This is a genomic window from Pseudomonas sp. GW821-FHT09C08, assembly GCF_059418125.1.
Window position 1 is genome coordinate 574964 of sequence record NZ_JBWKPG010000005.1, and the last position, 25324, is coordinate 600287.

Genomic DNA, 25324 nt, shown 5'->3' on the forward strand with positions numbered 1-25324 from the left:
ATCTGTTACCCGAAGCAGTCGAGAAGAAGATTAATGGGTATTGTAAGATCCGGCGTTCGTGAGCCGTCTGCTTGGATGACATAGCCGAACTCCTCAGGCCCACGACTTACATAGTCTCTGTCGCGATCATGAGCACTGAGAGGGCGCTCCAACGCTGATAATCCCAGCACTGTCGGTTGACCCCAGTTCGACCGAATAAAAGATCCAAGCATTGGTAGCCGATCGTTTAGCGCTGCCGCCGGCGTCCCGTCAAAGCCTAGCTCGTCCCAGCACGTTATAAGCACTCCGAGTCGAGGTCGAAAGAGAGGGCGCTCTAAAGCGGATCCGGCAAACATAAACATCTGCAGTAATTCAATTATCCTTGCCTGATCAGAGATTTCTACCTCGAAGTTCTCAACAGACTTTCCCCGAAGATCGACTAATGAACGCGAGAATATATCGTCGCTCACGCGCACTTTCTGAAGACGTATAAGTAAGAGCCATGCCTCAGCAGACTTAATGCGCTCTTGCCAGGAGGATGGCACTCTTCGAGAAGAGATCATCGACTTTATCTGCTCACCACCATAATCAGGCCACATGAGGTCAGCCTTACGCCCATCACGGCCTGCGACGGGCCAAATACTATCAACATAAGTTGATGTCGCTGTATGGTCAGCGGCCCTGCCTTCGTTAAGGCTCTCAAGTGCGGTCTCAAACGGCTCAAGGTTTGTTGCAGCCCCATCCATTCGGAGCACACAGTCGCCTTTCATCAGCCGCTGCAGTAGTTGCGCTCCATAATGAGTTTTTCCGACACCACTTTCGCCAATGAGGAGAATGGAGTTTCCGTTTTTACTCATGATGGCCTCGTGCCGTACATGAAGAGTGAGTCGTTACAACTCGCAGATGGTGCGGGCAAAGTGATTCGCTCGCGTCGCACCTCCAATATCCAACGAAGGAGTGCATCAAGCCCAATCCCATTTCCGTCGCCTTCCGCGACATCGGTCACAACGCTAACGGAAAATTCTGCGGCCTGGGGCATCGTATCCATTACAGCTTTCCGGACCGCAAGCTCCATCTCCTGAGAAATTACGACATCCGACTTGGTCCAAACAAGCGCAACAGGACGTCCTCGCCGCTCATCGGCCAGTCGACGGGCAAGCAATTTCAACGCGCTACGAGCAGCTCCCATATTTTCACCGGATAACGCCTCCCGATCTGCGACTATCAGGAATACGTCGGCGCGATCAGCAATCCAACGCGCGCCTTCGCCTTCTGGAGAATCGCGATTGATTGCCCACTTTTGAAACCACTCACCCGGAGCGTCGGCAAACAGATAATCCAAAGACCGCTTAGCTTCATTGTCCCAAAATGACATATGAAGCAGCCCGGGCGCACGTCCGCTACGGCTGGCAGTATGTGGAGGAAAAGTGGGGGGCTGTCCTGGTTTCCAACGAAGCGAGCCCGAAACAGCCTCCCACCCTGATAGCGAGTAGGATCCAGCAAATTGCCGGTTAGCGACGTGGGCAGCACCACGGCCTAAAAGTAGATACCAGGCGCCTAGCAACGTTGTCTTACCTGCGTTTTGTGATCCGGCGATCCCAACAATAAAAGGCCTAGCGCGACCAGAGATGAAACCGAGATCCGCTAACCCAAGCGCGCTGCCCGACCAGGGTAGGAGCACCTCGTCCGTTTCCACAATTTCTGCGGCACTCTTCGCGGCCATTCCCCCCCAGACAGGACATTGTGAAAGATCCGTGTGACCAAGATCACACCCAGTGTCGGGTACGAAGCATGTTCCTCGCTTGCACTCGCCCATGTGCTAACCCTTCCGCGGCCGGCGTGCAGGCTTAACACCATCGGTCGCAGCCCGAGCAGCCTGCAGCTCCCGATAAATCCATGTCGCCCATTCCGGTAAAGTAAGCTGCGCATCCGCCGGGATGCCAGTCAAACGCTGAAATTCGGACTCCACGCGAGCGTTTAAAAAATCGGGATGAGCGATCAAAGCCATCACCGGCCCACGACCACTCGGCGGGGAGATCAAATCGGATCCGGACCTGCGAAGCGCGACCAAGCTTTCGTGAGATTGCGCTTCGCTGACCAATTCATAGATCGCGAATGTTTTTTCCTGTTCGATAGAGGGAAGTACCAGTACTGCTTCGTACAGAAATGCTGAAACACTAGCGGGAGAAAATGTTGGGACCTGCTGATGAAGGTCGAATGCCATTTGGGCGGCAGCGGCTGTCGGAGTTAACGCACGGTAGCTGACACGCGCACTCGGTGAGAATAGGGCCTCCTTCCACCAGAGTAGATTGGTACGGCGCTGAAGTCCTGTAGTCGCAGCACTCATCGCGCTCAATGCTGCTCCTACGTACTCTGTAACGCTAGCTGCGAGGGCGTGAAAGGGAGTGGACAAATCCGCCTGTTCCACGGCCGTTTTACTGACCACTGCGTCGATCATATCCGCCACAGCAATTGACGAACGATCACCAAACTCTGTAACCCACTGCTGTGGTGAGTTCTGTACCCAATGGGGGTTGCCACTTGTCGCGACAGTTCCTTGCTGCGGGTCATGATAATGGGGGCCCGCAGCGGCTCTCATTGCTTTTTTAAGATGATCACGACCAGCACGGGCCGTCGTGATTTTGGGTGCCGGAAGTTCCGGAACATCAAAGGACATAGCTTGAACTGTGATCGATGACGGCGTGGCCCATTCTGCCTCTGCTCGCACATCTACGCGCTTTTCAGTAGCGATCACAACATCAACCCAGACTTGCTGTTCATCCCCCGTTTGCATGAACGGCAGAGAGTTACGAGCAGAGTTGACGAACGCGACGCCTATTCGCTCGTCCTCGGCCGCGGCCCTTGTGAGTGCATCAAGCAAAATTGCTCTGACAACAGCTATCGGTGTCCCAGAGAAGGTATTGACGTATGTTGCCCAACGCTTCCTGAGAGCCTCAAGTGTTTCTTGCACCACTGGATCGTCGACGGGAGCCTGTGGATCGAAGGCAATCAAAGCATAAGCCGCAGCTTTTGAAGGGTTCTTCTTCAAGACAGCGGCTAGATCAATTGACGTCGCTTGGAGCTTTTCGAGCTTAGTATCGTCTCCACCAACATCAATTAAGCCGGCGCTTAAAAATCGAACAAGAACGTCTTCGTTCATTCGTAGTCCCCACATCCCTTTGGCTGAAGTGCTTCCCTAATTTGGTAGCACATTGATATTGGTTGAGTTTATATCAGCTTTGCGAGGTACCGTCTTTAACATAGCGACCTGGGTATCGACTGGGCTAGTAGATGCGCGTAACCACCGAGACACGGAGACAAGCCGAGGGCTCTATGACCAAACTGCTCCCTCCTGGCGGGTCGACCTGGGCGTAACACCAAGTGAGCGCGTAACACCGAATGCATACATCGGCCACAAATCGTGTTACTCAGATAATATTTAATAAATTCAATACGTTAACCAAAATAGAAACACCTGCAACACCTGTAACACCACTTTTCTAGGGGGATACAGAATCGCACCCCGCCCCCCTTTCTAGGTGATACCTTCAGCGATAGGGGACAAACTAGTAGATACATAACAGTAGTCTGGGGCCACCTAAAAACTTCGGTGCATACGGGGTAGGAAACCCGCGGGATCGTGTTAGCGGAAGGGCACCAAGCTTAGTGAACAGGTGAACTCCAGTTCACCCGTGCATATGCCCTAACATTTCAGCCTTCTGCGAGTACCGTTACCGATGCGGTAACGATGCCCTTTTTCTTCAAGATCCTTTCAATTTCAACATTGAAATTTCAGTAAGCTGGTGCGTTTGCCGCTACCACTATCCCGCGGGTTTCATGCCCCGTGACGTAAGGAATCCCACAGGGGCCCCGGCAGGTTTTCATGAACCAAGCAGTACCCAATCAGCTAGTCTGCATGTCACCAAGCTCATGCAGACGAAGGTCTCAATCCCACCACGGAGAGGTATCGAATTGTTGAACGTCAAACCCATCAAGGCTTTTTTCATCAAGCTGGGTCCCAGCGGACAATGGGAAAAGGATTGCATCGAAAACGGCACCTTGAGAATTGGCTATCGTGAGGTACCCCATGAGCACTGCGTAAGTGGAGATTGGGAAGCTGCGCGTAACTCCTTCCCTGCAAGCTCGGACCAGGGCAGCGTCACACGGCACATAAACCAGGTACGACAGTTCTACGAGGAGCCAGAGACAACCCTTTGGATAACCTTCTTTTCTGACCGGCTGTGGTGGTGCTTTGCTACGCCTGGAATTAGCCAGCTCCCAGACCAAACAAAAATCCGGCGGGTATCAGGTGAATGGCGTGACACTGACGTCAATGGAAGATCCCTCATCAAGGGCCACTTGAGCGGCAAGCTTTTAGCAGTGCAGAGCTTCCAAGGAACAATCTGTACCGTCCGAGAGTTCGACTACTTGATTCACAAAATCATGGGAACATCTGAGCCTCATATCGCAGAAGCCCAATTAGCCGTCGACAACTTGATTGCAGCGGTCATACCCATTATCAAAAACCTACATCCCAAGGACCTTGAAACGCTCACTGATTTGATTTTTCGGCAGGCAGGTTGGCAGCGAACAGGAGTGGCGGGCGAAGTGGAGAAAGACATTGATCTTGATCTCTTGTCTCCCATTACCCAGGAGCGAATTGGCATCCAGGTGAAATCAAAAGCCTCAGCGTCGGTGTACCGTTCCTATCAGGACAAATTCGCGGACATGAGCGGCTTTACACACTTCTACTTCGTCACGCACTCACCGGATTCAAGCCTCAAGGCTTTAGCTGCGGAAAGTAGTGACGGAGCGTTTATCTACTGGGGGCCTGAGATGCTAGCGCTGCAAGCCGTTCGGAACGGCCTCGTGGGCTGGCTGATAGACAGAGCGTCATAAGCCGAACGGGAGGATTGCTCCAAAGCAGGTAGGAATGTGTACTCGCTATCGTATCGCTACAACGTTCAAGAGCAGTCACCCTCAATAAATACTGGCACGTTTTAGGCAGGTTCAAACAACCCAGCTCCTTGGAGAACGCTCATGGAAGATGTCTCGCTGCTCGCATCGTTGCTCAAGCGCATGAATGAAAACCAGCTGGCACTGGGGGCAGCTATCGAGGAGCTGTCGAACTGGGTGGAGCAAAGGGGATCTGCAGAAGTGGCTCAGAACATCCGAGGGGCGCTGGACACACTGGATGGGAATGCAGGATTCATCACCCTTGCCCTCGCCTCCCTTGCGGCAGAAGGTTTAACGAAAAAGTAACTACCCAGCTGGATGGCAACACACCGCTACGATTTGGTGTTGCTTGACCCTGAGGGGATACCACGAAAGCAGTGGACAGAAAGAAGCACCGTGTATGCCCACGTGTATGCCCAACCAGCCAACCACCAAAGAGACCCAGTAAATACTGGCCTCTTACTGCCCAGTTCAAACGACGCCGGGGCACCACACACATGAAAAAGCCCCAGCGCCGAAAGCGCTGGGGCTTTTTTGTGGGTGTTGATTCAATGCTTCTGCAACGCCTCCAATCGCGCCGGCAGGTCTTCCTCGGGGAAACGCTCATGCAGCGCCAGCAACTGCTCATCCGCCGCCCTGCTTTCTCCCGCCGCGCGCAACCGCAGGATTTCGCGTAAGCCTTGTTCCAACGAGGGCAACGCCACCGGCGCACGCTTGCTCAGTTGTTTGGCGGCGGGGGCATCTGCCAATGAGCTGGCGATTTCAGCTTGGGGCGGTGGGGCGACGGCCAGGCGGGCCATGGGGGCAGGCGCAGGCGCCGAGAACGCTTGTGGCGCCGGGCGTGCAGTGTCCTGTTGAAGACCGGAGAAGGTCGCGGTGGATATCTCGGGCTGCGGCACCGGCGAGCGCATCACCACGCCGATCATCAGCGCGAGGCCTGCGACGGTAGCGAATGCCATCTGCCAGCGCGGGCGTTGGCAGGCTTGCAGCCAGCGTTGCCACAGGTTTGGCTGCGGCGCCGGGGCTTCGCGGCGGGCGGTGGCGAGGATGAAGGCGTCGAGGGACGCAGGCGGTTCGCCCGTGCTGTGTTGACGAAAATGCTGGATCAGCTCGTCGTCAGGCATTTGTCGTGAGTCGGTCATGCGGGTATCTCCTCGGCCAGCAGGCGGCGCAGTTTCTGCTGGGCGTAACGCAGGCGGCTTTTTACGGTTTCCAGCGGGGCGCCGGTGAGGGCGGCGATTTGCGGCACCTCAAGGTCGCCGTGCAGGCGCAGCAGGAAGACTTCGCGCTGGTCTTCGGGCAACGCCTGCAACGCGGCGTCGAGGCGCGCCTGGTCGCGGCTCAGGCTCAGTTGCTGCTCGGGCCCGGCGCTGTCGTCGGGCTGGGCGTGCAGTTGCTCGTCGTAGCTGTCGTGCAGGGGGTTGTGAATCCCGTGCTTGCGCCAGTAATCGATCAGGCGATTGCGGGCAATCTGGAACAGCCAGGTACGAAAACTCGCCCTCCCCTGTGGCTGCGTGTTGCTGCGGATCAGGCTGAGCCAGGTCTCCTGGTAGATTTCCTCGGCCAGTTCGGCCTTGTTGCTCAGGGACACCAGGAACCGATACAGGCCCTGGCGGTGCCGCGCGTACAAGGCTTCGAACGCGGCACCATCGCCGGTTCGGTAGCGGGCCAGCAGCGATTCGTCGCTGGGCAGGTCGTTTGGAGCGGGCATATCGATGGCTAACTCCCTTTATTCACTGTTTGGCCGGGGCTTTGATGCTCTGGGCCAATTCCACCAGTTGTACAAACTCGTTACGCAACCCGAACGGGTCATCCCCGCGCGCCGAGCGGGCCAGTGCGGCGGTGTCCGGCAAACTCATGCTGCCAGTGTAGCGGCCATCGCCCTTGAGCTGTTGGGCGAAGGCCGCCACGGCCGCCGAGAAGCGCAGGTCGTCGCTGGCCGCAGTGGACGCGTTGACGATCGGGCGTTCGATCAGCCGGCTGTCCCCGCCTGCCGCCGGCTTGTAGCGCACCCGCAGCAGCGCCAGCTCGCCGGTGTTGTGCGCCACCTCAGGCGCTGACGCGTAGCGCAGCGGTTCCAACCAGCCTTTCTCGCCCTTCGGCACAATTTCATACAGCGCGGTGACGGTATGCCCTGCACCGATTTCGCCGGCGTCTATCTTGTCGTTGTTGAAATCCTCACGCTTGAGCGCACGGTTTTCATAGCCCAGCAGGCGATACTCGCTGACGCGCGCCGGGTTGAATTCGACCTGCAGCTTCACATCCCGCGCCACCACCGCCAGGGTCGAGCTGAGTTGCTCGACCAGCACCTTGCGCGCTTCGCGCAGGGTGTCGATGTAGGCGTAGTTGCCGTCGCCGGCATCGGCCAACTGTTCCATCAGGTGTTCGTTGTAGTTATCCACGCCAAAGCCGAGGGTGGTGAGGGAGACGCCACTTTTGCGCTGTTCTGCGGCCATTTGCTTGAGGCTGTCGAAGTCGCTGACGCCGACGTTGAAATCACCGTCGGTGGCCAACAGAATGCGATTGATGCCCTTGTCGATAAACCCTTCGCGGGCCATCTGGTAAGCCAGTTCGATGCCGGACGCGCCCGCCGTGGCACCGCCGGCAGTGAGTTGGTCGATGGCGTTGCGGATCTTGGCCTTGTCTCGCCCGGAGGTGGGCTTGAGCACTACGCGGGACTCACCGGCATAGACCACCAGCGACACCCGGTCCTGGTCGCGCAACTGATCCACCAGCAACTTCAGGGTGCTTTTGACCAGAGGCAGGCCCTCGCGGCGGTCCATGGAGCCGGACACATCCACCAGGAACACGAGGTTGGCCGGGGCCAGGTCCGCCACGGCGCGGTCGGAGGCCTTGATGCCGATGCGCAGCAATTGGGTGTGCGGGTTCCACGGCGTGGTGGCGACTTCAGTGGTGACACCAAAGGGCGAGCCATCGGTAGGCAACGCGTAGTTGTAGGGGAAGTAGTTGACCATTTCCTCCAGTCGCACAGCGCCTTCGGGCGGCAGGCTGCCTTGGTTGAGGAAACGCCTTACGTTGGCATAGCTGCCTGTGTCGACATCGACGCTGAAAGTGGACACCGGCGTTTCGGCCACGCGGTGCACGGGGTTATCCGGCAGGTTCTGGTATTGCTCGCGGGGCTCACTGCGGTAGGCCATCGCTGCCGAATCCTGCATCACCAGGCGCGTGGTCATGGGGGCGGGCGACGGCATGCGCTGGCTCACGGCGCCCTGCACGGCGGCACTTTTCAACTCGGCGACCGGCGCAACGTTGGCCGGCTTGGCCACATCATGCGAGGCAGACAGCCCGCAGCCAGCCAGCGCCACCAGCAAGGTCACGGCAAAGCCCTGGGCAGCAGGACGCAGGAAGAGCGGGGAGTAGGACATGGGTCTGAACCTCGTGAATGAATGATCCGTTCACAAGGTCAGACGCAAGCTTCAGGTGGTTCGGGTTAAGCCGTGTCTACTCAATCGACCCGCACCTCAACGGCACGGGCGATCGGCTGCCAATGTCGACTCCATCGCCATCGGGATGCCCTGGTTCGGCGCCAGCAACTCGTAGACAAAGAAGGGGCAGCGCACGCCCATCTTGCCCTCGGTATCCGAGCCATACACCATGCCGACGTAAGCCTCATACTGGCGGCCCTTTTCAAAGGTGTACACCCGCGAAAGCGCCGGGCACTTGCTGTAGGTACTGCCGTAGCTGCCCACCGCCAACTCCTCGCGCACCATCAGAAACGGCTTACCCGCCGGCACCTGGTATTCGGCCACGATCTCGGTGTACATCCCTTCGGCCATGCTGGTCACACCAAGGTATTCGGCCATCTTCGGCAGCACGCGCGGGGGCATGCCCAACTTTGGCGGCACCAAGGGTGATTGCGGGTAATTGACGCTTGGCTTGACCACGTCATAAAAACGCCCGGCCTTGGCCAAGCCTTGCTCATTGCCGACGCAGCCGGTGTACGCGCCGCCCCGCACTTCGCCATTGGTGATCACACGCAACTTGGCCGTGTCAGTACCGGCGGGCGGTGCAACATAGGGCACCCAGGGTTGGTGGTTGCAGGCAGACAGCAGCAACAGCGTGCTGCACAGGGCGAGAGGTTTCAGGTCCATTGAGCGGGTTTCCATGCAACGAATGCGAGGGGAATGTCAGGTAACGGGCGCGACTTTACTCCTGTGCCCCGCCGCTCGCAAAGCCGCCCGAAGGCCTTTTGGCGAAATAAACAATGGAGGCTCAAGTTATCCCCGGATGGGTCGAGACACTGACTTGGTTCGTTCACTTATAGGGATATTGCGTGCTTAAACTTCTCCTCCGGGCCGCGGCCGTGATCGCGACGCTGTCGATGACCGGCTGCGTCTCCTACACCGTCACCGGCCCTATCGGCGCCCCGCTCCACCCGGCAGCGGCCAGCAGCCCGCGCAGCGCGCAAATCGCCGATGTGGCGGTAAGTGACGCCGACGTCAACGAGGCCAACAAGACGGCGATCAGCCGCTCCCTGACGGCCCAGCTCAACCAGTACGTGCGTACGGCGGGTTACTTCAAGCAAGTCACCGAGTACCCCGTGCGCCTCGAAGAAAACGACGTCGTGCTCAAGTTCAACATGACCTCCCTCAAGGGCCATCGCAGCCCGCACCCGGCCTACGTGCCCGGCGCGCTGCTGACGCTGACGATCTGGATCTGGGTCAACGGCCCGATCTATGTCGACAGCTTCGACGTCGCCGGCGACCTGGTGATCGTCGACCGCAACGGCAAGGAATTGGCTGCGGCCAAGGAATCGATCAAGTTCGAGCACAACGTCGGCCTCTACAGCGGCGAGTATTGGGCACCGTCCATGGGCGCCCAGCAATTGAGCAAACTGGTCGCGCAACTGCTCGACACGGCCACCGCCAAACTGGCCAAGCCATAACTTCAAGGAGCACTGCATGAAAGGATTGATCAAACACTGCCTGGTACTCGCCGCCGTCCTGTTGACGGGCTGCGTGTCGTACTCGCAACACGAACTGCCAGCCGTGCAGACCTGGCCGCCGACCGCCAATGCGCCGGAGCAAAAACCTACGGTGTACGTGCGCACCACCGCGCAGAACCACGTCAACGGCGGCCCGGGCAATGCGGCGGCGGGTGCACCGGCGGCGCTGTGGGAAAAGACTGTGGCGGATACGTTTCGCCAGTCCAACCGCTTCGCGCGGGTGAGCACCGACAAGGTCGACTCGGACATCTATGTGGATGCCACGCTGCACAACAATGAAGAATACAGCCCGGTATCGGCGTTCATTACCGGCTTCACGTTCTGTGTCATCCCGACCACCGCGAAGAACATCTTCACCCTTGAAACGGTGTTCAAGGACAAGGATGGCAAGGAACTGGGTCGGGTCAAGAAGAGTGAATCGGTGCGCACCTGGGTGCATCTGGTGCTGATCGTGGGACTGCCGTTCCAGAGCGATACACGCGAAGTGGTCGACGCATTGACGCGCAGCACGCTCGACGAGGCGGTGCAGCGCAAGTTGCTGTAACACGCCTGGGATCAGGATGGGAGCTGCCGCGCTCCCACCTTGAGCGCCCGCGTCAGGTATTGATAACCACCGTCTTGGCCAACATGTCGCCCAGGCGCCGACGCAGTCCCATCAATACGAACATACCGTCCAGCACACTGAGCAACAGCTTCGGCAGGTTGCGCAGGAACGACTGCACCACGGTGCAGTTCGTGGGGTATGGATAACCCACGACCGCCGTGCGGCACACGCGCTTGCCCAGGCTCTGGCCCTGGGGCAACGCATCGCAAAAGAGAAGATACCCAATCGCCAATAAGGTCAGCGCGGAGCTGGCGTATTGGAAAAGCATCAGGCTCGTCGCCGTGTGGGCATACAGGGCGGCATAGCCGAGCGGCGTCTTCAACAACAGCAAGCCAAACGCCACGCCCATATCGATGAGGTAGCCCAGCAGCCGCTTGACCGGGCTGGCCAGGTTATCGCTGCCGGCCACCGACGCTGAATCGCTCATCAGTCATTTATCCTTAAGGGGTTGAGGGCGGCACACGTTGTGCGCCTGGTTCTCGGCGATGTCTTCCATGTGCTTGCCGACGATGGGGTTGAGCACCAACAGGCGTTCCGACTTGCCGGTGGGGCGGTAGGCCGGGCCCTGGGCATCGGTGTGCAGCGTGAAGCCGTTGGCGGCCAATGCCTTGACCAATTGCGTGCGCTTGAGCACGTCGCCATTGCCACGGAAGTCGCTAACGGTGAGGAACACGATACGGTCTTGCTGCAGCAGCCAGATCGGCCGATCACTGGTCTCGCTGTCGAAGATGTACGCACAGTCCACCGTGGCCACGGGAAAGCTGGCCTGACGCACATAGTGCCCGCCCGCATAGCCCACCAATGTGATCAGGCCCGGCTGCACCACGGCGATTGCATCCTCGGTCTGCTCGCCCTTCATCACGCCGTAGTTCGTGTACGCCCAACGCAACCTGGTGAACTCGGCGGGCGTCGCCGCAAGCTTCAGGTCAGCCGTGATCCGCGCCTGATCTTCAGCGCCGCGATAGGGAAGGCCCTGGCATCCGGCGAGGGTTGCCAGGCACAGGAGGATAAAAGCTCGGTAAATCATCTGACGTGTCCTTGTCCGTTAAATAACCATCAGCCACGGGAAGTGCCGTTGTCATAAATGTCCGCCAGGCTGCGCACCGTGGTCAGGTTGCCGGTCTGGACCACGATGGTCTTGGCGAACATATCCCCCAGGCGCGTGCGTGACTCCATGAAGATCCACACCCAATCGATCACCACCAGCACCCCGGCATTGCGGGTGAGCGACTGCGAAAGGGTACAGCCCTTGCGGGTCTTGCGGTCGACGGTGGCAATGCTCAACAGGCGCTTGCCGAGACTCTGGCCATTGGGCAATGCATCGGCCAACAGGACGTAGGCGAAGCCGGCAAAAAAGCCCGAGAGAATGCCACGCTGGGACGTTATCGCAGGCACATAGGCAGACACCGCGTCGGCGCCGGATTTGACGATGAAAAAGATCAGCACTGCGATGGCGCAATCAATGATACGAGCGGCCAGGCGGCGGCCGATGCTGGCCAGGATGGTCGCCCGTCCGGTGGTGTTCGGGACATTCATAGGGTGTTGCTCCAGCTTCAAGAAGGTATCAAGGGAATGTCGTGCCGATCCGCGTCCGGTCTTTGGAGGACCAGATGCCGGTCACCTTGCCCACCACGTCTTCAACCGCGACCTGGCCCATGAAGCGGCTGTCATTGCTGTTGTGGCGGTTATCGCCCAGCAGGTAGACGTGCCCCGGCGCAACCTTGACCGGCGCGAGCGTCAGCGATTCCGGGCCTTTCACACGGTCGGCCTGGGCATGGAACAGCCCGAGGTTTTCGCCATTGTGGATCAGCTCGCCGTTGACGATTTCCAAGGTGTCCCCGGCGACGCCCGCCACGCGCTTGATCGCTTCGGTGCCATTCCAGCGGTACACCACGATGTCACCGACCTTGGGTGGCCCCGCACGCAGGTCGGACACGATGTAGTCGCCGATCGACACGGTGGGCGCCATCGAGGCTGTCGGTACGAAGTAGGTGTTGAAGCCCAGCAGCGGTGCACGCAGCACCGAGAGCAAGACCAGCGTGACAACCACCAGCACGCCCACATAGAGCACGTGGACACGTTTGCGCGGCACATTCAGCGGGCCGGTGTAGCGGCGCGCCAGCACCGCGGCGGTGACCGCCGAGGCAAGCTTGACGCTGATGATGAAGCCCAACAGGACATACAAACCGAGCGGCGTCGAGATCAGCCCGCACAGGCCCAGCAGCACGATGCCGATATACATCAGCGCCGCGACGCGGATGCCCCACTGGATGCGGTCGACATACACCAGGCCCCAGCCGGCCACCAGGCAGGACATCAGGAAGGCCTGCAGGGAAAGTTTTACGGGTTTCATTCATCGTCCTTGAAAAGGTAAAGGCGCCTAGCCGAACAACGGGCCGGAGTTTAACGCAGTGTCCGCCTGATACGCTCCGCTGCCCGTGGATAATCAGCGCACATTAAAGAACCAAAGCACCCACCCCGCGATGAATCCAACCCCGGCCACTTTCAGGTACAGCAGGCTGTTTTCCTTCACCAGTCCGATGACATCCTCGCCACCACTCAACCAGTACCCCGCCACCTGGAAGAACACACTCATGAACAGCAGCGCCAACGCAAAGGCACACGGCAGATAAATGGCGACCCACCAGGGTTCATTTCTTCTCATTGAGGTCTCTTTTCTTCATATAGTACTCAACGCTTTTGTTGAAAAGCCCGGAGGCCGTGGAGTCACCCAAATTACCCGCGATGGAAGGAATGGAGCTTGGCGGGGCGGGCTTTGTAATAGTCCATATTCCGGCCGGTACCCACTCGTACTGCTTGGACAAAGGGTTAAGGCCCTTCTCCAAGGGTAATTTGACCATGTTACCAATGCCGAACCCTACGGTTGCGCCCGCTTTACCTACCAAGGCCGCCATGAACGGATCATCGCCCTTCATTTCAGCCTGATAATAACTACCTGTTGCATTCCACGTGACCGTAGGGCTGTACCCTTTACCGGGGGTGATGGCCCCGACTATCCCAGAGCCAATCACGTCCGCCAGTGTCACCTTGCCATCCGTCACGTATTGGATACCGGCGCCAACACCGGCGGAAACGCCCACGGAGACTAACTGTTCTCGCCCTTTGGTCACTGCATTGGTGAGAATGGATTTACCGCCCATCAAAATGGCAGGCCACGTGAACGGATCGATGACAACCGACATCACGCGGTCTGAGTCGGTAATGTTTTCCTTCAGAAACTTGAGGTCCGCGCCATTCAGATAATTAACCAGCGCAATGGCCTCGGGGTTCTTCAACTTTTCACTCATGCGGAACTGTGAGGGATCGGCATCTCTGGCAACATTGGTACTTGCCTGGATTTCCTCTTCGCGCGGGACACACGTCCATCCCCCGCCCGTACAGCGACCCGCCATTCTTTTACTGTTTTCATTACTGATATCGATGTATTTCTTTATCACCGGCGCGCAGTCTCCACCCCTGACGTTTTTACAGGCTGTCAGTTCTTTATCAAGTGCACGGGCTTCTGTCTCGCTCAGCCAGTTATTTTCCACCGCATTACGTCCTGCTTGAGCGCCGGCGACAGCGCCGAACATGTCACCGCCCGCGAGCCCTCCGCCCACACCCGCAGCCAAGCTCGACAGCGCCGAAACCGTTGCCTTTTGCGCCTGGGTCAAGTCAGCAGTCGCGGTGCCCGGATACAGCTGACGGGCAATAAATTCGCCGGTTGCAGCACCGGCTGCCCCTGACAACGCCGAGTTACCCTGGGCTTGCGCCACCACCGCACCCAGCACTGCGTGAGCCATCAGGTTGGCGTAGGGGTCGCCTTCAGTCTGCTGCTTGATTTCATGGGCCAGGTACGGTGCCGCCGCACCCGCCAACGCACCGCCAACACTGCCACCCATGACCGCCTGCACCACGGCCGTCACGGCCTGGCTGGCCTTCTGGAAGCTGCTGCCGACGCCATAATCCTTCTGGGCTTGCTGGCTGATCTGCGCCGGTGTCGGGTTAGCGATACCGTCCTCAATCAGCTTCTGCCGTGTGGCTTTATTGATGTCGCTGTTGGGGTCATTGGCGGCATTGATCCTGGCGGCGGCGATGGCGTCGCCGATCCCCTTGGTCAACTCCATCGAGCTTTTGATCAGGTCCATGCGTTCTTGCATGGCCTTCTGGTCAGGCTTGTCGAGGTGCTGGTTGGCATTGGCCGTGTCGCGGTTCAGGCCGATCAGGTCGCCCGCGCCTTCCGGGTTGCGCACCACGATCGTGCCTTCACTCACGGCACTGCGGGTGTGGCTGTGGTCCGAATCATTCAGCGCCATGCCATACAGCGCCCCGGGTGTGAGCGTACCGACACCGCCACCGTAGGAACCGGACACACTCATGCCCGCCGATTTGCTTTCGATCTCGCTCTTGTTCTTGATGTCGCTGACCAGCAGACGATCGGTGAGCAGTAAATTCCTGTCAGCCGTGGCTTCGCTGGCAATCACCGCGCCCTGCAGGGTGGTGTTCTTGGCCACGTCGATGGTGTAGCCGCCCTTGCCGGCAAAGAACCCGCTCTGGTCGGTCACCGCCTGGTAGTCGCTGTTCATCTTCGACGCCGCCAGGTTCGCCGACGCCGCCACGGTGGAGCCGTAGCAGAACGGCGGGATACAGATGCTCGCCCCGAAGCCGGCGCTGTCCTGCTTGCTCTTGGAGGTCTCGGTGTCCTGTCGCGACAGGATGTTGAGGTTGCCGCCGATGTCGGCATCAATGCGATCAGCCCGTACCTGCGCACCCGCCAAGGTCGTGTCCTGGCCGCTGCGCAGCACCAGTGAACCGGTGTCCAGGGTGGTATTGACCTGCGTCACCGAGCCACCCGACCCCAGGTTCTTGGCGGTTTGTGCGCCGAGGTCGAGAGTGAAGCCGTTTTGCTCGCCAATGTTGAAGCTGGCGCCGATGGCAGTCCGGTTGCGCGAGCCATCGTTTTTACGCTCAGTGGTGTTCTGCGCGCTTTGCAGCAGGATGTTGTTTTTCGCCGACAACAGAGTGTTGCCCGCTTTCAATGAACTGCCGGTGATCAGCAGGTCGCCCAAGGTCTGCGGCGCGTCGCCCGCCGCGACAATCAGCAGGTTTTCACCCGCATTGAGACTGCTCTGATGGGCGGTCTGGGCTGTGTATTCACTGCTGCTTTTGGTCCGCGTGTTGGCCAGTTCAGTCCCAATCTTGATCAGCGAGCCGTTACCGGCGGAGCCGCCGGTCTTGTCCTTGAAACCGGTGCTTTGCTTATTGAGCTCGCCCGCCTGGTTATTGAGGTTGTAGACCGACAGCGCCGCCTGGGCGATTTTCACTGCCTTCAGACGCGGGTCGTCGGAGCTGCGCGCTGCCTCGGCGGCATCACGGATACTTTTAGTGGTATCGACCACGGTGCCCGCGATCACACGGCCTACCGCCAGGCTCTTGGAACTGTCCTTGCTGGTCTGGCTGGCGGTTTCCATGCCGGCCGTAATGCTGACGTTCGCACCGGTGAGCGCCATGTTTTTGGTACTCACCAGATCACTGGCAATCACCGCCAGTTCACGCCCTGCAGTCAGCGACACATTGCCTGCACTGGAGCCAATCGTGCTGCCGGTCAGGGTCATTTCATTGGCGGTGCCGTTGTGCTTCGAGCTGTTGATGTAGAGTTTCTGGTTGCCGGTGATGTCATCCAGGCCCAGCGTGTTGCCGGTCAACACACCGGTGAGGTCGCGGTTTTTTTCCTTGTGCATGTCGGTGCGGGCGAAGGTGTTCTGCGCCGCATCGATGGTCAGGTCGCGGCCGGCCTGCACGGCGAGGTCGCCGGTGCTGACCAGCGCGGAGCCGGTGACTACGGCATCGCGCTTGGCCGCGACGGTGACGGTTTCGCCGGAGACCATGCTGCCCAAGGCGGTGGTGCGTTTTTCGTCGACCTTGTCCTCGACCTTGCTCGCCTTGAGCCCGCCCCAGCTGCTTTTGCTCTCTTTGCGCTCGTGGCGGGCGCTGTCCGAATTGCTCACCGCGAGGATGCTCACGTCCTGCCCGGCAACCAAGTGCGCCGCGCCTTTTTCGGCGGTGACGGCACTGCCGGCCAATAGCAGGTTTTCGCCGGCGACGACCGTGCTGTGAGTGCCAGCGCTGACGAGGCTGCCAACGTTGTTCACGGCGTCGGTTTCGTCGAGGCGGAATTTCTTGCCCTGGGAGGTTTTCTTGGTCTTGCTGTAGAAGCTGTAGTCCTGGTCTTCAGCGGTTTTAAGGCTGAGGTTTTTACCCGACACCAGGTAGGCCTCGCTGCCGGCATTGACCTGGCTCGCCACCAGTTGCAGGTCCTGCCCGGCGCTCAGGCTGGCGTCGCCACCGGCCTTGATCACGCTGGAGACTTGCTGGACGTGGTCCTCGATGCGCTTGACCTTTTTCGAGTTGAACGTCGAGTGCTGCTCATTGGCCGCTGCTTCCGCGTTGAAATCGCGGGTGGCAACCAGGTTGATATCGCGCGTGGCTTGCACCTGGCTGGCCACGATGCTGATGTCGCGCCCGGCGGCCACGTGCAGGTCGCGACCGGCTTCCACCACGGAGCCTTGCTGCGCGATGGTCTTGTAGTTGGAGCGCGTGCCGATGGCGCCGCTGTCGAGGGTTTGCGAGGCGCTGATGTTGACGTCGCCCACGGCTTGCGCGGTGGTGTCCGCGCCGCTCTTGAGCACACCACCGACGTTGTTGAGGTTGGCCCCGGCCTGCAAGGTCAGCGCGTTGGCTGACTCGATGCGCGCGGCGCTGTCGACGAAATCGCTGCGCTCGGTGCGATAGAGGCACTGGCGCTTTCGTGGGTGGTCACCGTGCGCTCGTTGAGCAGGTCGGCGCCGGCGGCGAGGTTGACGTCGCGCCCGGCAATGACACCGCCCGCGCGGTTGGTCAGGTTGTTGCCGCTGAGCAGGTCGAGACGCCCGCCGGCTTCCATCAAGCCGCTGTTGGTGAGGTTGCTGCCGACATTGGCCAGCAGGCTGCCGTTGGCGCGCAAGGTGCCGGCGTTATTGAGGTGGCTGCCGCTGATCAAGCTGACGTCGCTACCGGTAATCAATGCACCATTGGGCGCCAGGCGGTTGCTGGCCTGGGCCAGGTACAGCACCGGGACGAGCACTTGTTGCCCGGCGACGGTAGCGTTTTCCAGCCACACGATGTCGTGCGTCAGGGCCGCAACCTGTTCGGCGGTGAGGCTGACACCCACCGACAGGCTGAGCGCGTCCTTGCTGCTGATGGCGTTGTCCATCAGGTGCTTGAACAGGTCGGCATCGCTGGTCTGGCCGTCGATGAAACGCTGGCCGGTGCGCGCAAGCACGGCCTGCTGGATCAGGCGCTGTTCGTAGAAGCCGTCGCCGAGGCGCCGTTGCGCGGTGTCGGGGTCGTAACCGAGCTTGCTGAGCATGTAGTCCGAGCTCATGAACTGGCGCATGTCGGTAAGCAGCGGGTTGGTTTCGATCAGGTATTTGTGCGGGTTGGCCGCGAACTGGCTGGTGGGCACACCGTTCACGCCATTGCCGTCATTGAGGTGGAACAAGCCGTTCTGCCCGGTGGGCAGGTCGAAGCCTGGCAGCCCCAACGGGTTGACTTGTTGCTGGGCGACGTCCGGCGGCAGCTGCGGGTTGAGGCTGACCTCGGTCGAGTAGCCCGGCGCATGGCTGTTGGCGCCGCTGCCGACGTAGGTGTAGCCGCCGCGCACGACTGTGTTGTCGATACCCGCCTGGGCCTGCACATTCACAGCGCCACCGGCCTGGATCACGGCCGCGTAGCTCTGGTCCACCGGTGCCAGTTCGGTGGTCTTGCGCAGGGGGAGCTTCTCCATCTGCATCGCGCCGATAAACGTCGCCAGCGACGCTTCCAGGCCGCCGAGGTTGTTGGCGTCGTACCGAGTGCCGCCAATGGAATATTGGTCAGTGAAGTCCGCGGCGTAGCGGTACCAACCCTCTGGCTTGCGCTCGCGATCGGAGGTAAACACGCGGTCGTACTGGGTGTCGTGGGTCACCACACCGACGTTGGTCAATTGGTTGACCCGCACCGTCATGTTGCCACCCGAGGCGATGCTACTGCTGCTGTTGAGCAGGTCGCCGCCGGTCAGCAGCATGTCGGCGCCCGAGGTAATGCTGGACGCCGCCGTAGCGTCGCTGACGATGAAACGATCGCGCTGGGTGATCTGGAACGGTCGGTTCTGCTTGCCACCGTCGCAGTCGCCACCGGTCACGCCCTCGACACAGGCGATAGGGGTGATGGAGGCGCTGTAGATGCCCGATTCGGTGGTCAGCACAGTACGGATGTTGTCGATTGTGCTGGCCGCCAGGACCAGGTTGCGCTCGCTTTCGATGGTGCCCGAGCTGTTGATGATGCTGGTGGCCAGCCCGCCCTGGCCGTCGCGGTCAACGCGCAGGTTGCCCATGGCGTAGATGCTGGCGCCGAGGTTTTTCAGGCGGTCGACCTTCAGGTTCATGTCGCCGCCGCTGAAGATCAACCCGTGTTCATTGAGCAGGTTGCCTACCGACAGGTCGAGGCTGCCCTGGCTGGCAACTGAGCCGCCCACCGTCCAGTCCTGGCCGCTGCCGACCAGGCTGCGGGTACCGAGCAATTGCCCGGTGGCGGTCTGATGCAGGTTGTCGACATTCACCGTCAGGCGCCCGGCCTGAATCGCGGTGCTGTTGGTCCAGTGGGTCTTGTCGAGGGTCAAGTCGCCCTGGGTCACCAGGCTGCCGCCGACGTCATCGAGGCTGATGCCACTGAGGTCGAGCACGCCGGTGCCGACGTGCAACACCTTGCCGCCGGTGTTCTGGAAGGTGCCGGCGGCGAGGCTCAATTGGTCGTTGGCGGTCTCCAGGCTGCCGCTGTTGTTCAGCAGGCCACCGATGGCGTAGCGGGTCTTGCCGACGACGCCGAGGGCGCGCATTTGCCCGCTGTTGGTGAGGCTTGCGCTGTCGACATCCAGGATCGTGGCGCTTTCGATCAAGCCACGGTTGACCAGGGCGCCGCGCAGGCTGACGTCGACCCGGTTGGCGGCGATCTCCCCGCCGTTATCCACATTCACGCCACTCAGGTGCACGCGGTCACGGGCGAACAGGTTGCCACTGCCGTTGTTGAAATCCGTGGCATCGATAAGCGCATCGCCGCCTTTGGCCGCGATGCGTCCGCCGTTGTTATCGAGGGTGCCGGCGGTAATGCTGAGGCCGGCCTTTTCGCTGTGGATCAGGCCGTTGGTGCCGTTCTGCACGCCTTCGGAGGCGGTCAGGCTCAGGCCATCGTTGGCGGCCAGGGTGCCGCTGTTCTGGTTGTCGATGCTGGTGGCGAACACCGTCAGCAAGCTTTGGCTTGCGAGCTTGCCGCCCTGGTTGTCGAGGTGGGCCGCACGCTGGACCAGCAAGGGCCCGACACTCGCCAGCTTGCCGTTGCGGTTGATCAGGTCACCGAGCAAATCCAGGGTAAGCGTGCTGGCGCCGGTGAGGTTGCCGGCACTGTTGTCCAGGGTATTGCCGTGCAGGGTGAATGCGCCCGTGCTGTCGATGATGCCGCCCTGGCTGTTGTCCAGCAGGCCGCTGACGTTGAGGGTTTGAGTACCGTCGCTGAGCAATTGGCCCTTGTTGCGGTTATCGAGGCTGCCGGCAGTGATGTTCAGCGCTTGCTTGGCGCTCATGCTGGCGCCTTGGTTATCCAGGTCTTGGGCGACGGTCGCGGTCAGGCTGCGATTGGCGATTACGGTGCCGGTGTTGGTGATCTGCTGGCTGTCGAGCTTGACGTCGCCCCCGGCGTTGCGGGTGTTGTCGGCGTTGACCCCGGCTTCGATGATGCCGTTGTTGGTCAGCTTGCCGTTGCTCGCGAGGGTGATGCTGTCACGGGCAGCGAGGCTCTTGCGGTTTTTCAGCTCGCCCTTGGTCTTGGCCTTCAGGGTGGTGCCGGCGTAGACCGGGCCCTGGGCATCCAGGCTTGCCGCCTTGATATCCACCGCACCGCTGGAGGCGGCCTGGGCCATGCTCAGGTGGCCGTTGACATCGAGTTGGATATCGCCGCCGCTGGCGGCCAATGTGCCGTCGAGCTTCACGCCGACGCCGGCCTCGGTGCCCACCAGCTTGATGGCGCCGGCGTACATGCCGCCCAGTGCCGACGAGTCGATCGCCAGCTCCGGCTTGGCGCTGCCGTCGTCGGCGCGCGCGGTGGTTTTCAGGCTTTTGGCATCGACGTCATTGCGACCGGCGATCACCGTAAGCTCGCGTGCATTGATCTGCGCGTTGATCTTGGCCGAACGGGTGATGATCTCGAAATGGTCGACGTTGCTCGCGTTCAAGCCCTTGCCGTCGATGGTTACCGCACCGCCATCCACCTGGTAATGGTCCAGGCGGCCGACTTTGTCGATAACTGGCTTGCCGGTGGTCAGGGTGACATTCGGGGTGTTGATAAAACCACAGCCGTTGCAGCTGATGCCATACGGGTTGGCGACGATCACCTTGGCCGACTGGCCCGCCACTTCGGTGTAGCCGCGCAACTGGCTGGGGCTGCCGCCGTTGACTTCGTTGAGGATGACATTCGCAGCGCCGCCCTTGAGGTTCGGGTTACCGACGATGATCCCGCCCAGTTGCGTGTTCTGGACCATGCCCGTGGCGTTGTTGAGGATCACGCCATTGGGGCCGACGTTGTAGTCCTGGAACTGGTTATGGGACAGGCCGCTGCCATTGGGCGTGGCGATGTTCACCACCGGCACGCCGTTGCCCGCCTGGCCGACGGTCGTGCCCGGACCGCTGACCACGATGCCGTCGGCCTGGGCCAGCAGCGGCTGCCAGAACAGCGCATTGGCCAGGATCAGGGCCAGGCCACGCTGGGACAGGGTTTTCAGGGCAACAACAGGGCGAACGTCCATATTCAGAATCTCACGGCAGCGGCGTTGAATTACAGGAAGAAATCCAGGCGGAAGTAGATCGGCGCTTCGCGCTCGGTCACCACGCCAGGTCGTTCCAGGGAATGGGCAAACGTCACACTGGTGCTGACGTATTTGCCCCGCGCGAACAACTCAACGGAGTTGCTCGACACCCGGCCATGCTGGGTGTCGTTGTAACGGTCATTGCGAATCACGCCCTGGTCGTAACCGACACCGGCACCGTATTCGAGCAAGGCCGGGCGCAGCCAGCCGACCGTGACCGGACGGGTCCAGCGCAGGTCGTTGCGCCAGTAGCCGCCGCTGTCACCGTTCAGTTGCTGGTCCTTGAACCCGCGCACCGAGTAGGAACCGCCCAGGCTCATGCGTTGCGACGGATACAACACATCTTCACTGCGCTGCCCGGTGGCCAGGCTGGTGAAACTGAACGACTCGCCCCACAGCGTGAACGGCTGCAGGTAGCTGGCGGTGGCCGTGTATTTACGGTAGCGGGGGGTGGGCGTGAGGTTGCCGAAGCCGTCGCGACGCTGTTCGTCGCGCTGGGCATCGAAGGCGCCGATGCCGTTTTGCATGCCGACATCCAGGTTGACGAAGGCACTGGCGATCCGCCGCCCGTGGCTGAGGCCGACCTGGAACTCACTGAGACGGTTGCTGCTGACGCCCAGGCGCTCGTCGTTGATGTAGTTGTTGGTGCGCAAATGAGTGAGGCCGACGTTGACCGAAGTCTTGCTCACGTCATCGCGATGCACTACGCGCTCGGCGCGCAGCTGGTGGTTCTGGCTGTCGCCCGTCTGCTTGTATTTGTAGCCCTGGAGGTCGCCCGGCGTGCGGTAGTCGCTTTCACTGTAGCTATAGCTGAAGTTCCACCAGCCCCACGGCAGGTTGTAGTAGAGCATGCTGCTTTTCGAGGTTTTCTGGTGGTCGCTGATCGCGTCGTGGCCGCCGCGCACTATCAACTGGTCAGCCAGGCCCAGCGGGCTGTCCCACTCCAGGCCCGCGCCCCATTGCTGTTCGCCGGTGCTTTTCTGCCCGTCATTGTTGCGCGACAGGCTGGCGCGCCAGGGCTTTTGCGGCTGGTTTTTCACCACCACTTCGCTGCCGCCGACCTGGCTGCCGGGGGTCAATTCCATCTGCGCCTGCTTGGACGGCAAGCGGCTGAGTTGGTCCACCAGTTGCTCGACTTCGCGCAGGTTGAGCGCCTCGCCGACCTTGCCGGGAAACGCCATGGCCAGTTCACGGTCGGTCACGCTGCTGCCCTCGGCGCCCTTCAGGCCTTCGAGCTTGCCTTCCACCACCAGCACCTGGAGGTGACCGCTGGAGAGGTCTTGTTGCGGCAGGTAGGCGCGGCTGGTGACCCGGCCCTTGGCGATGTAATAGTCGGTGATGACCTTGAGCAGTTCATTAAGCTGTGCCACGCCCAGGCACTGGCCGATATAGGGCTTGAGCAGACGCGTGCGGTCGGCGGCGGACAGGCTGTCGGCGCCCTTGAGTTCGATGTCCTGGATCGGGAAGCAGCGGGTATCGACGGACGTGGCCGGCGCCTGGGCCTTGGTGTCTTTGCCGGGCAGGTCCTGGAGTTCTTCCAGGCGCCGGCGCTGCTCTTCGAGAAGGCGGTTCTGGCGGTCGCGAATCAGGTCCTGATCCCCTGGCGTAGGGGCGGCCATGGCACTGTTCATACTCAAATAAGCGAGCAGGAAAGTGCACAGCAAATACCGAGTCCGTGGCGATAACAAAGACATGTTCGATCCGTCGAAAATCAAGGGGCGGCAAACTAACATCGAACTTGCGCCAACCCAAGAAACTGGATTAGTTGCACAGCCGTACTAGTTACTCACTTAACCTATTGATTAATAACAACTAAAAATCATCAAAAAGAAATACAGCCTGTGACTGGCAGTATTATTCCGACAAGCGGCAATAGTTTTGATGGCGATTCGTCGGAGAACTTGAAAGTTGCCATTAGTTGGCCATCAAGTTCTTGCCGAGATAAGTTAGTACCGGAAAAGGCAGAAAAGTTCGCGGCGTTTTTGTGAATTGGATCCCACTTATCGGTATTACCCAAGAGCGTTCCCACATTGCGCGGGAACACTCTCCAGCGTAAATCCTAGCTGGCGTCCTTGTTGCGATCCTGGCCAGGCACCAGGGTCAGCCCCGGCTTTTCCACATCCCGCGAGACATGGGATTTGACCTCCGCCACACCGCCGTCGTCGTCATTGTGGATCACCAGCACGCCAGGCCGGCGCAGTTGCTCCAGGTCGCCCTCGCCGAGGCTGAAGCTGTCGCTCAGGTTCTGGTCGGTGAGGGCCTTGGCCTCGGCGCGACGCTGGGCGAACTTGCGGCCCCGGCGTTGCTGGTAGCGCGCCCAGCTGATCAGGATCACGGCGTTGAACAAGGCAATCCACAGGTAAACCTGCAGGGTGTTGAGCGCCGCAAAAATCGGCGCCTCGATACGTGGACCGCCGTGGGTGTCGAGCATCGAGGTAATCCCGCGAGCCAGTAGCCAGATCAAGCCGGCCCAGGCCATCAGGGTCAACAGCACATCGATGATCCACATCACGGAGCGTTGGCGGGTTCTGACCAGTTTCATGCTCACGCCTCCTCTTCAAGGGGTTTGATACCGCGATCCGGGCTGACCCAGCGGGCGCGCTTCTGGTGCTGGTTGAACAGCACCTTGGGGAAACTGACCAAGGTGGTGAACAGGCTGACCAGCCAGAACACCATCGGGTACCACACGGTCCAGAACAGGGTTTTCCACAGGTCTTTCTCGTAGCGCCGGTCAATCAGGATGCTCACCGCAAACTGCACCAGGCACACCATCGCCAGCACCAGCCCGGTAAACGCCGGCGGCACCAGGGAGTCCACGGTAATCGCCTGTGGCAGCGGGATGAATTTACCCACGCCCCAGAAGATCACCGACAGCAGGAAGGTGAAGGCCCATCCGGTGGACAGGCAGTACTCGAACAGCAACGGCCACAGGTAGCGATGGCGCCACTGCCAGATGCCACGGATATTCTTGAACAGCACCTCGGCGCCGCCCTGGGCCCAGCGCAGGCGCTGCTTCCACAGGCCGCCGACGGTTTCCGGCATGAGGATCCAGCACAGTGCACGCGGCTCGTAGAAGATGCTCCAGTGATCGAGCTGCAGCTTCCAACTGACATCGATGTCCTCGGTGATCATGTCGGTGCTCCAGTAGTCGATGCGGTCCAGCGCTTTCTTGCGAAACGCCACCACCACACCCGACACCGTGAAGATCCGCCCGAACACCCGCTGGGTGCGCTTGATCAAGCCGATGATCGACGAGAACTCGCCCACCTGCACCCGCCCGATCAGCGTCGAGCGCGTGCGAATCCGTGGGTTGCCGGTGACGGCGCCCAGGCGCGGATTGTCGAGCATCGGCGCAACCATGTAGGCCGCCGCATTCTTATCCAGCAACGCGTCGCCATCGATGCACACCAGGTATTCGCTGCGCGCGGCGACCGCGCCCATGCGCAACGCCACCGCCTTGCCCTGGTTCTGCGCCAGGTGCAATACGCGCAGGCGGGGCTGCTGCAAGGCCAGGGCGTCCAGTACTGCGGCGGTGTTGTCGGAGGATCCGTCGTTGACCGCAATCACCTCGATATTCGGGTACACCTGGGCCAGCGCGGCCTCCATGGTGTCGGCGACGTTATCGCCCTCGTTGTAGCAAGGGATGATGATCGAGATCAGCGGGTTGCCGGCCAGCACCGGCGCCGGGGTGTCTTCTTCCCACGGCCAGTGGCGCTCCCAGTGCAACCAGAAATACAGCCCGCCGGCGATCCACAGCGCCGACATGAACAGCGGGTAGAAAAACACGAAGTCCATCAGGAACTGCCCGGTGACCAGGAAGATCAGGCCCAAGGGCACACCCAACACCAGTGCCAGCACGAATAACGCCAGGATTCTGTCGAACATG

The 25324-nt window shown here is 60.4% G+C and carries 21 protein-coding genes; 4 read left to right on the forward strand and 17 right to left on the reverse strand.

The window, feature by feature from the left end; genetic code table 11:
• Nucleotides 1-5 precede the first annotated feature (5 nt).
• From AC07OJ_RS20535 to AC07OJ_RS20545, 3 genes are read right to left on the reverse strand one after another with little or no spacing between them, the layout of a single operon-like run.
• Nucleotides 6-836 (reverse strand): TRAFAC clade GTPase domain-containing protein, encoded by an 831-nt coding sequence (locus AC07OJ_RS20535; RefSeq protein WP_495095065.1) that lies wholly within the window; start codon nucleotides 834-836, stop codon nucleotides 6-8.
• Nucleotides 833-1795 (reverse strand): TRAFAC clade GTPase domain-containing protein, encoded by a 963-nt coding sequence (locus AC07OJ_RS20540; protein WP_495095066.1) that lies wholly within the window; start codon nucleotides 1793-1795, stop codon nucleotides 833-835. The genes AC07OJ_RS20535 and AC07OJ_RS20540 overlap by 4 nt, the downstream gene beginning before the upstream one ends.
• 3 nt (nucleotides 1796-1798) lie before the next feature.
• The gene (locus AC07OJ_RS20545) at nucleotides 1799-3139 is read right to left on the reverse strand and encodes a GTPase-associated system all-helical protein GASH (protein WP_495095067.1); all 1341 of its coding nucleotides are present in this window, start codon (nucleotides 3137-3139) and stop codon (nucleotides 1799-1801) included.
• Nucleotides 3140-3954: 815 nt separating this feature from the next.
• Here AC07OJ_RS20545 and AC07OJ_RS20550 point away from each other — a divergent pair.
• Both AC07OJ_RS20550 and AC07OJ_RS20555 read left to right on the forward strand, forming a co-directional pair.
• Nucleotides 3955-4878, forward strand: a complete 924-nt coding sequence (locus AC07OJ_RS20550; protein WP_495095068.1) for a hypothetical protein — start codon at nucleotides 3955-3957, stop codon at nucleotides 4876-4878.
• Nucleotides 4879-5019: 141 nt separating this feature from the next.
• The gene (locus AC07OJ_RS20555) at nucleotides 5020-5241 is read left to right on the forward strand and encodes a hypothetical protein (protein WP_495095069.1); all 222 of its coding nucleotides are present in this window, start codon (nucleotides 5020-5022) and stop codon (nucleotides 5239-5241) included.
• A 242-nt stretch (nucleotides 5242-5483) separates the two neighbouring features.
• On the opposite strand, the gene AC07OJ_RS20560 is transcribed toward AC07OJ_RS20555, so the two are convergent.
• The 4 genes from AC07OJ_RS20560 to AC07OJ_RS20575 all read right to left on the reverse strand — a co-directional run bounded on the left by AC07OJ_RS20560 (nucleotide 5484) and on the right by AC07OJ_RS20575 (nucleotide 9047).
• Nucleotides 5484-6077, reverse strand: coding sequence for a hypothetical protein (locus tag AC07OJ_RS20560; RefSeq protein WP_495095070.1), 594 nt, complete (start codon nucleotides 6075-6077; stop codon nucleotides 5484-5486).
• On the reverse strand, nucleotides 6074-6646 hold the full coding sequence (locus tag AC07OJ_RS20565; protein WP_065899535.1) for an RNA polymerase sigma factor: 573 nt from the start codon (nucleotides 6644-6646) through the stop codon (nucleotides 6074-6076). Before AC07OJ_RS20565 ends, AC07OJ_RS20560 begins: the two co-directional genes overlap by 4 nt.
• A 22-nt stretch (nucleotides 6647-6668) precedes the next feature.
• On the reverse strand, nucleotides 6669-8321 hold the full coding sequence (locus tag AC07OJ_RS20570; protein ID WP_495095071.1) for a vWA domain-containing protein: 1653 nt from the start codon (nucleotides 8319-8321) through the stop codon (nucleotides 6669-6671).
• Between the two features lie 96 nt (nucleotides 8322-8417).
• Entirely contained in the window at nucleotides 8418-9047 is a 630-nt protein-coding gene (locus AC07OJ_RS20575; RefSeq protein ID WP_495095072.1) for an amidase, read from the reverse strand.
• 182 nt (nucleotides 9048-9229) lie between these two features.
• Between AC07OJ_RS20575 and AC07OJ_RS20580 the strand changes: the two genes are divergently transcribed.
• Together AC07OJ_RS20580 and AC07OJ_RS20585 are read left to right on the forward strand one after the other, a co-directional pair.
• A complete protein-coding gene (locus tag AC07OJ_RS20580) occupies nucleotides 9230-9841 on the forward strand; it encodes a hypothetical protein (RefSeq protein ID WP_106805488.1) in 612 nt (203 codons plus the stop codon).
• Between the two features lie 16 nt (nucleotides 9842-9857).
• On the forward strand, nucleotides 9858-10445 hold the full coding sequence (locus tag AC07OJ_RS20585) for a hypothetical protein (protein WP_065899531.1): 588 nt from the start codon (nucleotides 9858-9860) through the stop codon (nucleotides 10443-10445).
• 52 nt (nucleotides 10446-10497) lie between these two features.
• Here the strand turns inward: AC07OJ_RS20585 and AC07OJ_RS20590 are convergent, their stop codons facing one another.
• The 10 genes from AC07OJ_RS20590 to pgaC form a co-directional block, all read right to left on the reverse strand.
• On the reverse strand, nucleotides 10498-10932 hold the full coding sequence (locus AC07OJ_RS20590) for an RDD family protein (protein ID WP_282396738.1): 435 nt from the start codon (nucleotides 10930-10932) through the stop codon (nucleotides 10498-10500).
• A 3-nt stretch (nucleotides 10933-10935) separates the two neighbouring features.
• Complete coding sequence (locus AC07OJ_RS20595) at nucleotides 10936-11532, reverse strand: hypothetical protein (RefSeq protein WP_495095073.1); 597 nt, start codon at nucleotides 11530-11532, stop codon at nucleotides 10936-10938.
• A 29-nt stretch (nucleotides 11533-11561) separates the two neighbouring features.
• Nucleotides 11562-12041 carry an RDD family protein gene (locus AC07OJ_RS20600; RefSeq protein WP_106805492.1) on the reverse strand — a complete coding sequence of 160 codons (480 nt, stop codon included), beginning with the start codon at nucleotides 12039-12041 and terminating at the stop codon, nucleotides 11562-11564.
• A 28-nt stretch (nucleotides 12042-12069) separates the two neighbouring features.
• Nucleotides 12070-12858, reverse strand: coding sequence for a signal peptidase I (gene lepB / locus AC07OJ_RS20605; RefSeq protein WP_213552128.1), 789 nt, complete (start codon nucleotides 12856-12858; stop codon nucleotides 12070-12072).
• 93 nt (nucleotides 12859-12951) lie between these two features.
• Nucleotides 12952-13170, reverse strand: a complete 219-nt coding sequence (locus AC07OJ_RS20610; RefSeq protein ID WP_065899526.1) for a hypothetical protein — start codon at nucleotides 13168-13170, stop codon at nucleotides 12952-12954.
• A complete protein-coding gene (locus AC07OJ_RS20615; protein WP_495095074.1) occupies nucleotides 13157-17230 on the reverse strand; it encodes a hemagglutinin repeat-containing protein in 4074 nt (1357 codons plus the stop codon). The genes AC07OJ_RS20610 and AC07OJ_RS20615 overlap by 14 nt, the downstream gene beginning before the upstream one ends.
• 2 nt (nucleotides 17231-17232) lie before the next feature.
• Entirely contained in the window at nucleotides 17233-21378 is a 4146-nt protein-coding gene (locus AC07OJ_RS20620; protein WP_495095075.1) for a two-partner secretion domain-containing protein, read from the reverse strand.
• A 29-nt stretch (nucleotides 21379-21407) separates the two neighbouring features.
• Nucleotides 21408-23132 carry a ShlB/FhaC/HecB family hemolysin secretion/activation protein gene (locus AC07OJ_RS20625; protein ID WP_495095076.1) on the reverse strand — a complete coding sequence of 575 codons (1725 nt, stop codon included), beginning with the start codon at nucleotides 23130-23132 and terminating at the stop codon, nucleotides 21408-21410.
• Nucleotides 23133-23497: 365 nt separating this feature from the next.
• Nucleotides 23498-23980 (reverse strand): poly-beta-1,6-N-acetyl-D-glucosamine biosynthesis protein PgaD, encoded by a 483-nt coding sequence (gene pgaD, locus AC07OJ_RS20630; protein WP_065899523.1) that lies wholly within the window; start codon nucleotides 23978-23980, stop codon nucleotides 23498-23500.
• Between the two features lie 2 nt (nucleotides 23981-23982).
• On the reverse strand, nucleotides 23983-25323 hold the full coding sequence (gene pgaC, locus AC07OJ_RS20635) for a poly-beta-1,6-N-acetyl-D-glucosamine synthase (protein WP_106805496.1): 1341 nt from the start codon (nucleotides 25321-25323) through the stop codon (nucleotides 23983-23985).
• Between the last annotated feature and the right edge of the window lies 1 nt (nucleotide 25324).

Bases quoted from the DNA above. Each gene is read 5' to 3' on its own strand.
- AC07OJ_RS20595 (WP_495095073.1), bottom strand. From the start codon at position 11,532: ATGATTTACCGAGCTTTTATCCTCCTGTGCCTGGCAACCCTCGCCGGA.
- AC07OJ_RS20585 (WP_065899531.1), top strand. From the start codon at position 9,858: ATGAAAGGATTGATCAAACACTGCCTGGTACTCGCCGCCGTCCTGTTG.
- AC07OJ_RS20575 (WP_495095072.1), bottom strand. From the start codon at position 9,047: ATGGACCTGAAACCTCTCGCCCTGTGCAGCACGCTGTTGCTGCTGTCT.
- AC07OJ_RS20625 (WP_495095076.1), bottom strand. From the start codon at position 23,132: ATGTCTTTGTTATCGCCACGGACTCGGTATTTGCTGTGCACTTTCCTG.
- AC07OJ_RS20565 (WP_065899535.1), bottom strand. From the start codon at position 6,646: ATGCCCGCTCCAAACGACCTGCCCAGCGACGAATCGCTGCTGGCCCGC.
- lepB (WP_213552128.1), bottom strand. From the start codon at position 12,858: ATGAAACCCGTAAAACTTTCCCTGCAGGCCTTCCTGATGTCCTGCCTG.
- AC07OJ_RS20610 (WP_065899526.1), bottom strand. From the start codon at position 13,170: ATGAGAAGAAATGAACCCTGGTGGGTCGCCATTTATCTGCCGTGTGCC.
- AC07OJ_RS20620 (WP_495095075.1), bottom strand. From the start codon at position 21,378: ATGGACGTTCGCCCTGTTGTTGCCCTGAAAACCCTGTCCCAGCGTGGC.
- pgaC (WP_106805496.1), bottom strand. From the start codon at position 25,323: ATGTTCGACAGAATCCTGGCGTTATTCGTGCTGGCACTGGTGTTGGGT.
- AC07OJ_RS20535 (WP_495095065.1), bottom strand. From the start codon at position 836: ATGAGTAAAAACGGAAACTCCATTCTCCTCATTGGCGAAAGTGGTGTC.
- pgaD (WP_065899523.1), bottom strand. From the start codon at position 23,980: ATGAAACTGGTCAGAACCCGCCAACGCTCCGTGATGTGGATCATCGAT.
- AC07OJ_RS20590 (WP_282396738.1), bottom strand. From the start codon at position 10,932: ATGAGCGATTCAGCGTCGGTGGCCGGCAGCGATAACCTGGCCAGCCCG.
- AC07OJ_RS20545 (WP_495095067.1), bottom strand. From the start codon at position 3,139: ATGAACGAAGACGTTCTTGTTCGATTTTTAAGCGCCGGCTTAATTGAT.
- AC07OJ_RS20540 (WP_495095066.1), bottom strand. From the start codon at position 1,795: ATGGGCGAGTGCAAGCGAGGAACATGCTTCGTACCCGACACTGGGTGT.
- AC07OJ_RS20570 (WP_495095071.1), bottom strand. From the start codon at position 8,321: ATGTCCTACTCCCCGCTCTTCCTGCGTCCTGCTGCCCAGGGCTTTGCC.
- AC07OJ_RS20560 (WP_495095070.1), bottom strand. From the start codon at position 6,077: ATGACCGACTCACGACAAATGCCTGACGACGAGCTGATCCAGCATTTT.
- AC07OJ_RS20555 (WP_495095069.1), top strand. From the start codon at position 5,020: ATGGAAGATGTCTCGCTGCTCGCATCGTTGCTCAAGCGCATGAATGAA.
- AC07OJ_RS20600 (WP_106805492.1), bottom strand. From the start codon at position 12,041: ATGAATGTCCCGAACACCACCGGACGGGCGACCATCCTGGCCAGCATC.